The sequence below is a fragment of the Mucilaginibacter sp. genome (genome assembly GCF_964263795.1).
GTDB lineage: Bacteria > Bacteroidota > Bacteroidia > Sphingobacteriales > Sphingobacteriaceae > Mucilaginibacter.
Map to the genome: position 1 here is coordinate 1 of NZ_CAXVWK010000047.1, position 13,513 is coordinate 13,513.

Here is a 13,513-nt window from a genome sequence, read left to right on the forward strand (position 1 = left end):
GTTTTTGAACGATGATAAAACTTGTCCACTAGACCCTTTACTCAAAATGGCCATTGGTCATTTTCAATTTGAGGCGATACACCCTTTTCGCGATGGAAATGGCCGTACCGGCAGAATATTCAATATCCACTACCTTACAAAAAAAGGCATGCTGGATTATCCCATCCTCTTTCTAAGCCGTTATATTATGGATAATAAAGAAGATTACTATGCAGGACTCGCCGGTGTAACCCAAAGGGGAAGTTGGAAGAACTGGTTGTTGTATATGCTGAAAGCGGTTGAAGTAACTTCAAACATTACTTATGACAAGATAAACGATATCGTCAGCGCTAAAGATGCCATTTTAAAGGCCATCATTGACGACACCGACATCGCACGGCCGGAATCGCTGGTTAACGCCATATTCACCCAACCTTACACACGGGTAAAGCACCTTGTTGGTAGTAATATTTACGCGGAAAATACTGCCAGGAAGTATCTTGACCAATTAACGGATATGGGTGTTTTGGAAAAAAGAGTGATCGGTAAAGGCAACTACTACTTAAACCTGGAGCTGTACAGGATACTATCTGAATAATCAAAACCATTAATATTTTCGCCGCAGCTTGCGCTTAAGTGTAAGTGTTTCCGCTTTTTCTTTTATTTCCTGATTTGTAAGCTTTTGATGGGACAGTAACCAGCTCATTAACATCTTTTTTGAAAACCGTATGCCACCCCCGGGTAAACCTATGTAAGGCAACTCCCGCAGATTTCAGCTGGTAAAGTGTCTGACGGGAATATCCCGTTATGGTTTCCGCGATCTCATATCCGCCAATTTCGTCTTCGTCATTAAAGATTTTATTAACTGGCATGAACCCGGTCATGCGTTCTTTTATTATGACCATTAAATCGGCAACGGTCAAATCTATCAAACGTGTGTTCTTATCTATGTTCATAGCTAATTTATCATTTATAATCAACAGTACTATCGCTATTACTTTCTTTATTACCATCTCCCTTACTTACCAGCTACGCCGAACCCAATCCCGCTTATATTCTTATGCAAATTTTAAACAACAAACAGTGATGATTGAAAAATGGGGCCACTGGTAGTTGTTTTGAACGAAGACTCGCGCGTAAAGCATATCCGCTTTTTGTGTTTTAATGTATGGTTAGATATAAAATAAGGGAGGCGACTTTAATTAAGCATTTATCCCAGTGAGCCAAATAACGCTATATTTGGTCATGAAAGTATTTATAAGCTCCCTGATTTCTAATATGGAAAATTTTAGACTTGCTGCCCGCGAGGGTGTTGAGCTTTTAGGTCATGAAGTAGTAATGGCCGAAGATTTTGGAGCCAAGCCATTATCACCTCAAATAGCCTGCCTTCAGGGTCTAAGGCGGTCTGGCTTAGTGATTTTAATATTAGGGGAACATTACGGTGCTAAACAGGCAAATGGAATATCTGCCACTCATGAAGAATATAGAGAGGCTAAAGGGCATTATCCGGTAATTGCCTTTGTTCAAAATATCCCAAATAGGGATACCGAAGAAAGTGCATTCGTAAAAGAGGTTCAGGGTTGGGAAGGCGGACTTTTTAGGGGTGGATTTGACACGACCGAACAATTGAAAAATGGCATTATCAAGGCTATCCACGAATGGCAGATATCTGTTACCGCTGCGCCACTTGACTTCGATCAACTCAGTAGTTCCGCCTTTCAGGTTGTTGAAGCTTCACAGAAGCAAAATACGCATAGCTCAGGATCGCCTAAATTGCTATTGTCCATTATAGGTGGGCCGATACAACCAATACTCAGGCCTTCTGAAATCGAAAAAACAGAATTCGCCGACGACCTGATACAAGGTGCACTTTTTGGGCCTCATCGTATTTTTGATAAACGTTATGGAAGCCAGGCAAAAATGGACTCTGATAGCCTGGTTATCTACCAGGAGGAGACGCAAGCTTCAGTTTCAATTGATCCACAGGGTGGAATCCTTTTTCAGCTTAATATTCATGATCAATCTAATCGAATGTCCGGAATGGCCGTTATAAAGGAGCAACTTGAATCCAGCATATTAAACGCCTTTAAATATGCTTGCTGGCTGTTGGATAAAATTGACGCAACCCAGCGATTAACTCACGTTTCCTTTGCAGTTGGGTTTAAAGATAGCAATGGTGTACTTATACGCACGCGGGCGGAAAGTGACGCAAGTCCAAATTCATATTCTTTCGGACATTCCTTCGATAGCAAAAATGTCCCCGTTCAGCTTAAACCATCTTACCGTTCGCGATCGGCGATTGGAAACGATCCAAAGACCTTAACTGATGATCTGATTACCTTGCTTAAAAGAGCAAGCAGCTAATCTCCGGGAGGTTAGCGCGGTATTAAAAAACCAGTCACAGCATTGTGCTAATGAACTTTCAGCGATGCGATGGAGGCATCGTACCACAGCCGACTTTGTTGGAAGCCCTGAAACGTTTGCAGTCAAGCTAACCTTACAATTAATCAAAATCGATTATTTTTGCACCATGAAACTTTTTATTGCCAATGTGGCATCCAACCTTACTGACGTTGAGCTTAAACAAATGTTCACTCAATTCGGCCAGGTCGCTTCGATCAAGCTAATCACCGACCCCGAAACCGGGAAAAGAAAGGGTTTTGGATTTATAAAAATGCCGGTTCATGATCAGGCTTTGCGCGCCATAGCCGGCTTAAATGACAAAATGGTTAATGGTCGTAAATTGTCGCTCAAAGAAGCGGTCGAAAAAGAACAAACCGGCACATTTTCGAAACGAACTGGCCGATCAGACCACAGGAATATTACCGATAATAACGGAGACATCGATGGCAATCGCTGGTAAACCTCCGATAACGGATTACATTAAAGCTTTCGCCCATTTCGGTGGGTTAAATAAAGTTTTTCATACACGTGCCTTTGGTCGCCATGCACTGATAAACGATGGGGTAAATGTCTATCAAGTCTCCCGTTTTGATGATTTGCTGTCAGATTATCGAAAATATTTTAAAAGTGATTATTATGCGATATACATTATGTTTCCGGCGGAGTTGTGGGATTCCTTTTTGGATAGAAAGGTACAACTCAATAGTGATGACCTGATTATAGAGCTTTATAAGGGCTGGAAAACTTACTGGAAGGGTCAGGTGATTGATCTGGAAAAGCAAGCAGCTTCGCTCACTAAATTCAATGAAATGACCAGTCAATTTCAGAAGAATGGCCGCCTGTTGGAAGCCGCCGAAGTTGATGCGCCGGTTATGATGCCGGTGATTGCTCTTACCGTCAAGCGTCAGTATAATAAAAGTTTGGAATTTTTAACCGATTGCGCGATATTAATGATTGAGCGATATCGGGATCAGATCGGTGACGGCCAGCTTTTTGTCAAAGTGGGGCCGGAAGGATATCCTAAAGAGCACACTTATTACATCTATACCGTGAATGAAGATTTTTAAATGAAAGCTGAGAAGAGCAAAAGCTTGCGTTTAGATTAGTAATTCCGCTTTATTAGCATCAGTCGGACACCGCACTTACATTCAAGCGTTTAGTACTCAAACTATTTCGAAGTTAAATTTCTATTTTAAACTATTATATTTAACCAATTAAACATTTAGAATTATAGGATAGATAAAGAGCATCACTACATATAAGATTTAGCGTTCACAAACGCTCCCGACGCAGAAAACTGGTAATTTTAAATAGACGGGAAGCAAGTGCGACGCCTGCGTAAAGCGCGGGCTTGTCTTGTTTCGTCTATGGGTATACCAGTACCTCTGCGTCGAATGGGACAATCACCCGCGCTCTTTTTTTGCCATATAATTTGATTAACCGATCAGTTATGCGCAGACTAAACAAATTGACCGAAGTGCAGCACCTCGCTTTGCAGACCCAGCTCGCTTGTTATGAAACAGCCCAAGAGCTGGAAGAAAAACAGCATTGGTTTGACAACAAACCTGCCTATTGGAAGAAAAGCCTATCTGGGCGGCATTGGGCACGGATGTTATTTAAGGCACATAGACTAATAGCTGAAATAGAGTGTTTTGCTATTTTAGATTCCACGTTAAGTACTAAAAGAGGACAGTCAAAAGTATTGGCTATAAAATCAAAAAAGTATGATGCGTAACAATTATTTCGACAATCATCCTTTTTTAAGTAAGCTAAAGTACCAGGAAATAGTTGGACTAATTCAGTTATTAACCGACAGCGGATTTTTAAGCCGCTTCGAGTGTAATGGTCATTACGTGAAATTCATAGATTTAAGAAAACATGCGATGGACATTTTTGAACAGCTTGGTAAAGAGGATATAAAAGAACTGATTGATTATTTAAGGTATAAAGCTTATTTGGATTATTCGGGGTAATTTATTTGACTAATAACCTTAAATATATGTATTCTTATTTAGATTCTATTTCATTTAAGAACCGAAAACAAAAATGATGTGCCTTGGCCCGGCGCAGATCTTACAGTTATTGATCCGTTTAAGACGTTGATCAGCTCTTTAACCGTAGATAATCCGATCCCTGTGCCTTTTTTATTATAGCGATCAGTCACTTTTAATGTAAAAGTGTTGCCAAATATCTTTTCATGGAATTCTTCGGCAATACCAATGCCGTTATCCTCTACTTCGAAATAGTAATTATCGTGATCCTGCCTGAACCGTATTTGGATGACCCCATGCTCCTTGTCATTATAACGGATCGCATTGCTTAACAGGTTAATGAAGATCTGCTCAAATGCCACGGTCGATATATTCAAGCGATAGTCCTCTTCGGGCAGCCTTATCTCAAAGTTTTCCGGAACAGTTATTAGGGTAATAACCGATCTTAAAAAGTCAGGTAGATTGACCAGTTGTTTTTTGGTGCGCAACAATTCCGGAGTTTTGGAATAGGCCATCATTTCGTCCAGCAGATTGATGAGTTTGCGTATAGAGGTCAGGTTAAGATCGATCAGTTTCAAGCCGCTTTCGTCCTGCAAGCTTTGCAGGCGTATCTTCAGGGCCTGGGAGGTTAGTGATATACTGCTCAGCGGATTACGGATATCATGTGCCGCCATCGCCGCAAACTTCTGTGTAAATGAATTGGATTGCTGCACCTCACGATAGGCCTTTTCCAGCGCGATCATTTTTCTGCGCAGTTCCAGTTTGTCAACAACCTGCCTGGCAAGAATTTTCAAAGCGCTGGTCTGTTCATCCGTCAGCGACCTCTTTTTGGTATCGATCACGCACAGGGAACCCAGCGCAAATCCATCTTCATTGACCAATGGGACACCTGCATAAAAGACAACCTGAGTATCACCGGTGACAAAGGGATTTTCCGCAAATCTGTTATCCTGCCGGGCATCTTCAATAACCAGCATATCATCGACACCCGCTATGGTATGCGCACAAAAAGCATATTCTTTTGGTGTTTCCCTGGCATCAACGCCTTTTGCGGATTTAAGCCACTGTCTTTCGCCGTCTATCAGACTAATGAGCGCTACGGGTGTTTGGCAGATCGCCGAGGCCAGCGTAGTCAGGTCATCAAATTCTTTTTCTTCTGCCGTATCCAGGATCTGATAAGAATGAAGCGCAGCTAATCTTTGTTCTTCATTTTCACCAGTCGGAACTTGCGTCATGCAGTTAATGGAATTATTATTGTGAGCAGTAAAGATACCCTTAAATTATGAAAAACAGATGAGCATTATTCAGACCTGTTCCATAATTCATTGGACTATAATAAGATTTGCGATCTTTCATAACGGAACATACTTTAATAAAGTGTCTGCTAATTGAACCATTCTGTAGTTACACGCTTAATCCCGGCCAAAATTCTTTTTATGATGGCAAAATTAACCGCTTGTTAACAAATATTTTATCTATCCGTCTGAACCTGAAATAAAGAATTGTTAACTAAAACGAACATTTATTAGCCGGTATCGAAAAGGGGGATCTATTATTGATAGGTGGAAACCGAGTAACTTACATTATGGCTAAGAGAATATTGATTATTGATGATGATCCGGATATATTAGATGTATTAAATATCGTGTTTCAGGATGAGGGATATAATGTAGTGATTTCCAATACCTGCAAAATATTAGCTGACATCCACGAGGTCGCACCGGATCTCATATTATTGGATGTTCATATTCCCACATCCCCCAAAAATGGCGATGTGATCTGTACGGAACTAAAAGCCGGTCCGGAAACAAAAAATTTACCTGTTATTTTGGTATCCGGGGAATGGAATCTGGATGAGATTTGCGCTACCTGTGGTGCTAACGATTATATCAGAAAGCCCTATGACCTAAATGTTCTCTCTGACAAGGTACGGGAGATGCTCTTGAAAAATTAATTTCACCCGGTATTTAACTGCGATGAATGGACCTTAAAAAGATGATCAGTCCTGAAAGACTGCTGATTTACATAGTCGATCACTTAAACCTGATCTATTGCGCTAAGCTGCACATTGTTGAAAAACTACCCCTTATAGCAGCTTATGCCAATTTCGCTGATTTAAAACACGCGCTCTTGGAAACACACAGCGATATCGAAAAGCAAATTATAAGAATGGATGAGATCTATGTTTTATTGGACAGCACATACTCACCTCAAAACTGCGGTATGGCCTTAGGCTTGATAGAAGATTCCTTCAAAGCGATAGACAAACAAAGTGATGATACCGTGCTTTGTGACCTCAGCATTCTTTTTTACATGCAAAATATGGAAAGTATCGAGATTTCATCTTTCAAAGTGTTACAAATGGCAGCTGTGGTCTTAAAGAACAAGCAGATTAGTCAATTATTACAAGAAAATTTCGATGAAGCTAAAGGGGACCGTAAGCTGATGCTTTTGATCAACACCAAATACCTTGTGAATTAGGATCATAATTTACGAAAAATTAAACTGGCTGATTGGTGCAATGAGAAGCTACTTAACTAGAGTCGTAAGACCGGCATAATATTTTTGCAATATATTAATCGATGCCGTCTTATGCAATCCCCTCAAATAGATGTCATGTCACTTTGTAAACCCTTTCGATTGTAAATCTATCACTTCGAATTAAGTATCTTTATACCAAAATAACGATACTTGAAACATATAGAGGAACAACTTGCCGATAGTAGCTTCCAGCCGCAATTTCCGGTAATAGGAATAGGCGCGTCGGCCGGCGGCTTAGAAGCGATCAAGCTGTTTATTCAGGCTTTACCCGAAAAGTCAGGCATGGCCTACATTTTTATACAGCACCTCAGCCCGACGCATACCAGTATATTGCCTGAATTATTAGAAAAGCTTTCGCCTATACCGGTAATATTGATCACAGACGGGTTGGTGATAGAGCCTGATCACCTGTATATCACCCCAAAAAACGTCATTGTCAAAACCCTGGACGGGAAATTAAGGCTTCAGTCCCTTGAACAGCAACATAAAAAGATTCAAACAATCGATGCACTGTTTACCTCTTTGGGCGTGGTCTATCAAAGCTATTCGGTTGGTATTGTATTGTCGGGAGCACTTAACGATGGCACACTTGGATTGCAGGTTATAAAATCTTACGGTGGCGTCACATTCGCAAAGGATGAGTTATCTGCAGCATTTGAAGGGATGCCCAGAAGCGCGGTTTTAAGCGGTGTTGTGGACTTCGTCCTCCCGCCGGATGAGATCGCCCGGCACCTCATCTCCATAAACGATCCGTTTAATTCCGGCCTAGACAAAGTCGTTGGTAAGGTTCAGGAGATGGAAGACCAGGATGTCTTTAAACAAATTTTAACTGTTCTTCGCGTGCGCCGGGGGGTGGACTTCCTGTATTACAAATCAAGCACGCTAAAGCGTCGGATCATTCGTCGTATGGCACTCAACAAGATCGATAAACCCGCTGACTATCTCTATCGTTTGAGGGAAAATAAGGCGGAGCAGGATGCGCTTTATAATGATATGCTCATTTCTGTAACGCATTTCTTCCGCGACCCGCAGGTATTTTCGACCTTATGCAGCGACCTGTTCCCCTCGCTGATCAGTCAAAAGCAAGCCGGAAACGAACCGCTCAGGATCTGGATTGCAGGCTGCGCTACTGGTGAAGAAGCTTATTCTATGGCGATCTGCCTGCTGGAATATTTAGGGGATAAAGCTTCCACGATGAAGTTGCAGATATTTGCCACCGACATTTCGGAGCAGGCGATCACGAAGGCGCGTACGGGATTATATCGGCAGAATAACCTTGAAGGTTTGAATGCTTCCCAGGTTAGCCAGTTCTTTACCAAAGTAGACGGTCATTACCAGGTCGCTAAATCCATCCGTGATATTTGTGTTTTTGCCAGTCACAATTTACTGAAAGATCCGCCTTTTTCTCATATAGACCTGATCAGCTGCCGGAATGTGCTGATCTATCTGGAGCCCGTCTTGCAAAAGCGCGCTTTGAGCACTTTCCACTATTCACTGAACGAGACCGGTTATCTGCTGCTGGGTAAATCTGAAAGTATAGGAACGCTATCGGATATTTATGGCTCCTATCGCCCGGCGGAGAAGATCTATCTTCGTAAAGGCCCGCCCGGACGTTTCATGAACGTTACTTCGGTTAGCAAGGAGCAAAGTTTCCGGGACATTGATCATGGCAAAAAAGGCGGCGAAGCCAGGCGTGATATTTATAAGGTCGCGGATGATATCATGTTAGCGAAATTCGTACCACCCGGCGTGCTGGTGAACGACAAGTTTGACATCGTTCAGTTCCGCGGCGCAATGGAAAACTGGCTGGGGCAGTCACAAGGTAAGCCCAGCTTCAACATTCTTAAAATAGCCAGGAATGGCCTTGGATTTGAATTGCGGAATTTGCTGCAACAGGCTAAAAAGACAAATCAGCCGGCCCGGAAGTATGGTATTTTCTATGAGCATAATGATTTGCGGCATTTTTTGAACATCGAGGTTGTTCCGGCCACGGAACAAGAAGAACAATATTACCTGATTGTCTTTCAGGCGGCCTCTTCAACTGGAATTGAGCCGAGCATGTTTGATACAGGCAGCGGAACCGGACATGAAAATTATAACGAAGCTGAACTACGCGTCGAGCACCTCGAAAGAGAGCTGATACAGTCACGGGCGGATATGCGAATGATCAGTGAAGAACAGGAATCTGCCAATGAGGAGTTACAGGGTGCCAATGAAGAATTGTTGTCCAGCAGTGAGGAGTTGCAAAGCCTGAACGAGGAACTGGAAACGTCGCGCGAGGAACTTCAAAGCACGAATGAAGAGATCATTGTGATCAATAATGAACTGGTTGACCGAAATGACCAGCTGAATCTTGCCCGCTTGTATAGCGAAAGCATTATTGATACCATCCGGGACCCCTTGCTGATCCTTGACAAAGAGCTTAAGATCCTGCGGGCTACGAGCGGTTTTTACAAACAGTTCCAGGTCACTGAAAAAGACACTGAAGGATTATATTTATATGAGCTTGGTGATAAGCAATGGGACATTCCTGCCCTGCGAAAATTATTGGATGATATTTTACCAAAACATAAGGAAATTAAAGACTTTGAAGTTAACCATGATTTCCCGGTGATCGGTTCCAGGACGATGTTATTGAATGCCCGGCAACTGGATCTGAACAATCAACAGATCATTCTGGCTATTGAAGATGTTACCGCTAAACGTTCAGCCGAATCATTAACTAAAGAAAAGGCAGCAGCAGCTTTGGAGAAGTCGCTTAGATTACAAAGGGCAATGGACGCTTCGGGTATCGGTTCGTGGCACTATACTTCCCAAAAAAGGATGATGGAGTTCGATGATCAGTCCATCGCGTTACTAGAGATTGAGCCCGGCACCATATTTCCTGATGAAAAAATAAATACTTTATTAGGGACAAAAAATAATCCGTTTGAATTTTCGCTTAACCAGTCGGCAAATGACATCGTAAAAATAGATTTTATCGGTGCATCCGGGATGAATTTTAGGCTTCAGGGACAAGCTTCTCGCAACGGTGAGAATACGGAAGCTTACGGAACCGTGATGAAGCTGACCTGATAGGTTTGGACAAGCGAAAGCAGTGTTGTAAGTTTATAGAGGTTTGCGTAGAATCAACTGGGGTAAAATATAAAACTAAAATGGAGATGTATGTCAGGAATCAATAAAGTAATGCTGGTTGGCCACATTGGAAAAGAACCTGACTTACGCCATTTAACAGACTACGTTCCGGTGCTCAGCTTTCCGCTGGCCACGTCTGAAATGATTTCCCGTCATGGGAACAAGGAAGAACAAACTGAATGGCATAATATAATTATGTGGCGCAGTCTTGCAGAAAGCGGTCACAGGATATTGCAAAAAGGCCTGCTCATTTGTATCGAAGGAAAAGTCCGGACACGATCATTTGAAGATAAGTCCGGCATAAAGAGATATACGACCGAAATAGTCGCAGATTCTTTTACCGTTTTGGGACGCTCAAGCGATTTTAAAGATGAACCTCTTATAAACAGGAATTCTTTTGAAAGCAAAAAAAAATGATTTGTGACCTTTAAGTTAATGATCTAACTTGTAGGAATTGGACGATCCTGCATGGATCATTTAAGGTTGATATTTATTATAGTCATCAGTTTTAGGATATCTTTTAGAAGGTCATTAATCTAGGCTGCTCCTGCGGCCAGGCTTTCCACTATATCTGTTCCTTGAAAAGGATGCTGGTGCAATCCTTGGCAATAGTTTGGATTTACACCCATTGCTGCAACGTATGCTGCTGCCTTTTCACCTGCGCTTTAACAGCAACGATTCTGCGTAATCATTAAATCATCAATTGCTTTGGTCTTTGTTGGATTCCACGCACCAATTCGTATTGACCGAAATGCCCCGGCACGGCCGCATAGCTTAATTAGGCCATACTTAATAAAAAAAAAGCCCTTTGCAGGGCTTCTTTTTTATTTTTCTTTAAGGCTATCCTTGAGGCCCCCAACGGCGTTTTGAACCTTCCCCGCAGCTTTATCGGTTTTACCTTCAGCTTCTAATTTTGCATCACCTGTAATTTTACCGGCTGCTTCTTTTACGGCACCTTTCGCTTGTTTCAGGATGCCATCTGTTCTGTCCTTATCCATAAGTTTTTCTTAGAGTTTATAAATCGAAATTGATTATAGATATAAAAAATATAAAGCGAAAATGTTTTACTGAAACTTGAATTAATACACCCGCCGATATCTTTAAGGTTAGATTGATAAATCACTAAAAATTAGCATCTGCATTTTTGCTGCGCTGCCAAAGCATTCGCTAATAGCCAAACCTGCTTCCACATCCAATCAAGAGCATCATTCAGGACTTCACTTGTTTACCCGCTGAAGCTGGGTAAAGCGGCGCTTGCCTTCACTTTGCACTTAATTTACTGCTAACAGATCAGATGCTTTCAAGGTGCTATTTTCCAATCGAAACGGAGAAAAAGGCAGCTAAGGTTTTGCCCGCATTCCTTAAAGACTTATTCAAACATCCGCAAAAGACTACGGCATAAACGGTTTCCTCCCCGGAGGGTCCCCTCCAATTATTCCGTTTCCTTTTGCCTGCTGCGGGCACCCTTTTTTTGCTTTCTTTTTTTCCGTTTTTTCTTTTGAAAAATAGCTTTTTAGGGAAGTCTTCGGGAAAAGAGGGAAACAAAAAAACAAATTTTTAACCCTTTTAAATCATTTAAAAAATGAAAACAGTAGAAAAAAATGCAACCGCAGTACAAGGTACAGCAGCAAAAAACAACCAAACAGCAAACAGAGTTGAAAACCGCCCAAGCCTAACAGGAAAGGAAGCCGCAGCAAATGAAAACGCTAAAAATCAAATACCTGCCAAAACTTCGCAAGTTGAGGCAACCAAAACTGCCGAAGTTAAGACCGATAGCCCCGCTACAGTGGATAACCAACCCGGTAACGTTGCGCCCTTTACCACAGGGCAAGGCATAGACCAGCCGAAAGCTGAACCCGCCAAAACGGAAGAGGTGAAAGCCGAACCCGTTAAAGTGGAAGAAGTGAAAGCCGAGCCTAAAAAATTCGCTTTGAACTTAGAGCAAACCCTAAAATCTGTGGAGGGATTGCACCGCCTAAGCATTCAACGGATTACCCTGTTATCCCGCATCAAGTTACTGGAAGATTTTGAGGTGAAATTAATTGAAGAAAACGACGAACTGGAAAACAACCCTTATCAAGGTTGCAAGCTGATTATCAAAGACGATAAAGGCCGGGAGTTTGTCACCAACACGCCAAACCTTATCCGCATGGTTTCCCAATTCATTTTTGATGCCTGCCATGAAAAACTGGCCGACATTGAAGCAAACATCATTTTCCCCAATGCTTAAACAAATTATGCTCCCGGCATATCGTCGGGAGCATTTTTTATGGTTTCACAAAAAAAAGCAATTCCTATGTACGAGCAATTTATAGAGTTAACCAACCAAATATTTTGGGAGGGTTACGCCGAAACTTTAGCGCAGGAAAATCCCGCACGGTTTCAATTAGAATTAAGCGATTTTATGAACACCTACCAATTTTAAGACAATGGAGGATAGGATTTTTTTACTGGTAAAAGTTACCATCAAAACCACCCATAGCAACATACACGATGCTATACAGGAACTGCAATCAAAAACCGAGTTATCGGTGAGCAGCACCCCAAATGTGGAAGTGTTACAAACAAAAATTATTGAACTGAATACAAAAAATTAAAGTCATGGCACATCAAATAAATTTCAACAAGAAAACAGGCAAAAACAGCTTTATGAGCGTGAAAGAAAAAGCCTGGCACGGGTTAGGACAAATCATAGACCGCTATCCAACCAGTAGCGAAGCGATACAGCACGCAGGACTGGATTATATTGTTGAAAAACGCCCTTTGTTTACCTATGATACCGCTAACCGTTTAGGAGAGGGAAGCGACGATATTATGATCCCCGAAATTTCAGTACCAAATTTCTTTGCAACCGTTCGGGCTGATACCGAGCAGGTTTTAGGGGTAGTTGGCAATGATTACGAAGTCGTACAAAACCGTGATGCTTTTTCGTTCTTTGATGCCATCGTAGGCGGGGGCGATGGCATTTTATACGAAACGGCGGGGGCATTGGGTAATGGTGAGCGGGTTTTTATAACTGCCAAATTACCTGATTATATTCGGGTAGGCGTTAAGGACTGGATAGAGCAATATTTGTTTTTAACTACCACGCACGATGGTTTAGGAAGCATTACCGCAGCTTTTACGCCTATTCGCATAGTTTGCAACAACACACTAAACGCTGCCATGAATAATCATTCAGGGGCGATTAAAATCCGTCATCCGGCATCCGCTACCGAGCGGTTGAAACAAGCACACACATTAATGGGTATCAGTAAATCGTTAGGCGGTGAAATGGAGGGCTTATTTAATCAATGGGCTAAAGTGCGCATTACAGATACGGAGGTTAAAAAACTGATACAGATCGCAATGGCGCCAAATAAGGAAGTTTTAAAAAATTTAGCCGATGGCAAATTAGACCTTTTATCTACACATTACACCAATATAGTAGATAACGTTTATGAATATGCTTTAGGAAGTCAGAC

The 13,513-nt window shown here is 41.9% G+C and carries 17 protein-coding genes; 14 read left to right on the top strand and 3 right to left on the bottom strand.

Translation table 11 applies throughout. The features are described from left to right. The coding region (locus tag ACE5CV_RS08415; RefSeq protein ID WP_374949724.1) for a Fic family protein at window positions 1-577 on the top strand (577 nt) is incomplete at its 5' end. A 34-nt stretch (window positions 578-611) separates the two neighbouring features. On the opposite strand, the gene ACE5CV_RS08420 is transcribed toward ACE5CV_RS08415, so the two are convergent. Beyond that, window positions 612-935 (bottom strand): hypothetical protein, encoded by a 324-nt coding sequence (locus ACE5CV_RS08420; RefSeq protein WP_374949725.1) that lies wholly within the window; start codon window positions 933-935, stop codon window positions 612-614. A gap of 289 nt (window positions 936-1,224) precedes the next feature. Between ACE5CV_RS08420 and ACE5CV_RS08425 the strand changes: the two genes are divergently transcribed. From ACE5CV_RS08425 to ACE5CV_RS08445, 5 genes are all read left to right on the top strand, one after another. Then, window positions 1,225-2,343, top strand: a complete 1,119-nt coding sequence (locus tag ACE5CV_RS08425; protein ID WP_374949726.1) for a DUF4062 domain-containing protein — start codon at window positions 1,225-1,227, stop codon at window positions 2,341-2,343. A 166-nt stretch (window positions 2,344-2,509) separates the two neighbouring features. Beyond that, entirely contained in the window at window positions 2,510-2,842 is a 333-nt protein-coding gene (locus ACE5CV_RS08430) for an RNA recognition motif domain-containing protein (RefSeq protein ID WP_374949727.1), read from the top strand. Then, complete coding sequence (locus ACE5CV_RS08435) at window positions 2,826-3,449, top strand: hypothetical protein (RefSeq protein ID WP_374949728.1); 624 nt, start codon at window positions 2,826-2,828, stop codon at window positions 3,447-3,449. The genes ACE5CV_RS08430 and ACE5CV_RS08435 overlap by 17 nt, the downstream gene beginning before the upstream one ends. A gap of 383 nt (window positions 3,450-3,832) precedes the next feature. Next, on the top strand, window positions 3,833-4,117 hold the full coding sequence (locus ACE5CV_RS08440) for a hypothetical protein (RefSeq protein WP_374949729.1): 285 nt from the start codon (window positions 3,833-3,835) through the stop codon (window positions 4,115-4,117). Continuing rightward, the gene (locus tag ACE5CV_RS08445; RefSeq protein ID WP_374949730.1) at window positions 4,107-4,355 is read left to right on the top strand and encodes a hypothetical protein; all 249 of its coding nucleotides are present in this window, start codon (window positions 4,107-4,109) and stop codon (window positions 4,353-4,355) included. The genes ACE5CV_RS08440 and ACE5CV_RS08445 overlap by 11 nt, the downstream gene beginning before the upstream one ends. A 50-nt stretch (window positions 4,356-4,405) precedes the next feature. On the opposite strand, the gene ACE5CV_RS08450 is transcribed toward ACE5CV_RS08445, so the two are convergent. After that, window positions 4,406-5,608 carry an ATP-binding protein gene (locus ACE5CV_RS08450; RefSeq protein WP_374949731.1) on the bottom strand — a complete coding sequence of 401 codons (1,203 nt, stop codon included), beginning with the start codon at window positions 5,606-5,608 and terminating at the stop codon, window positions 4,406-4,408. 350 nt (window positions 5,609-5,958) lie between these two features. Here ACE5CV_RS08450 and ACE5CV_RS08455 point away from each other — a divergent pair, with 350 nt between their 5' ends. From ACE5CV_RS08455 to ACE5CV_RS08470, 4 genes are all read left to right on the top strand, one after another. Then, a complete protein-coding gene (locus ACE5CV_RS08455) occupies window positions 5,959-6,327 on the top strand; it encodes a two-component system response regulator (protein WP_374949732.1) in 369 nt (122 codons plus the stop codon). 26 nt (window positions 6,328-6,353) lie between these two features. Then, window positions 6,354-6,854 carry a DUF892 family protein gene (locus tag ACE5CV_RS08460; protein WP_374949733.1) on the top strand — a complete coding sequence of 167 codons (501 nt, stop codon included), beginning with the start codon at window positions 6,354-6,356 and terminating at the stop codon, window positions 6,852-6,854. Window positions 6,855-7,064: 210 nt separating this feature from the next. Continuing rightward, the gene (locus ACE5CV_RS08465; protein WP_374949734.1) at window positions 7,065-9,989 is read left to right on the top strand and encodes a CheR family methyltransferase; all 2,925 of its coding nucleotides are present in this window, start codon (window positions 7,065-7,067) and stop codon (window positions 9,987-9,989) included. A 90-nt stretch (window positions 9,990-10,079) separates the two neighbouring features. Next, window positions 10,080-10,466: a single-stranded DNA-binding protein gene (locus tag ACE5CV_RS08470; protein ID WP_374949735.1), complete on the top strand. Its 387-nt coding sequence runs from the start codon at window positions 10,080-10,082 to the stop codon at window positions 10,464-10,466. Window positions 10,467-10,873: 407 nt separating this feature from the next. Here ACE5CV_RS08470 and ACE5CV_RS08475 read toward each other — a convergent pair whose 3' ends face one another. After that, complete coding sequence (locus tag ACE5CV_RS08475; RefSeq protein WP_374949736.1) at window positions 10,874-11,047, bottom strand: CsbD family protein; 174 nt, start codon at window positions 11,045-11,047, stop codon at window positions 10,874-10,876. Window positions 11,048-11,631: 584 nt separating this feature from the next. Here ACE5CV_RS08475 and ACE5CV_RS08480 point away from each other — a divergent pair. From ACE5CV_RS08480 to ACE5CV_RS08495, 4 genes are all read left to right on the top strand, one after another. Next, window positions 11,632-12,279, top strand: coding sequence for a hypothetical protein (locus tag ACE5CV_RS08480; RefSeq protein WP_374949737.1), 648 nt, complete (start codon window positions 11,632-11,634; stop codon window positions 12,277-12,279). Window positions 12,280-12,345: 66 nt separating this feature from the next. Continuing rightward, window positions 12,346-12,474: a hypothetical protein gene (locus ACE5CV_RS08485; RefSeq protein WP_374949738.1), complete on the top strand. Its 129-nt coding sequence runs from the start codon at window positions 12,346-12,348 to the stop codon at window positions 12,472-12,474. A 4-nt stretch (window positions 12,475-12,478) separates the two neighbouring features. Next, a complete protein-coding gene (locus ACE5CV_RS08490; protein ID WP_374949739.1) occupies window positions 12,479-12,646 on the top strand; it encodes a hypothetical protein in 168 nt (55 codons plus the stop codon). Window positions 12,647-12,650: 4 nt separating this feature from the next. Further along, window positions 12,651-13,513, top strand: an 863-nt coding sequence (locus ACE5CV_RS08495; protein WP_374949740.1) for a DUF932 domain-containing protein, incomplete at its 3' end; no start/stop codon positions are given.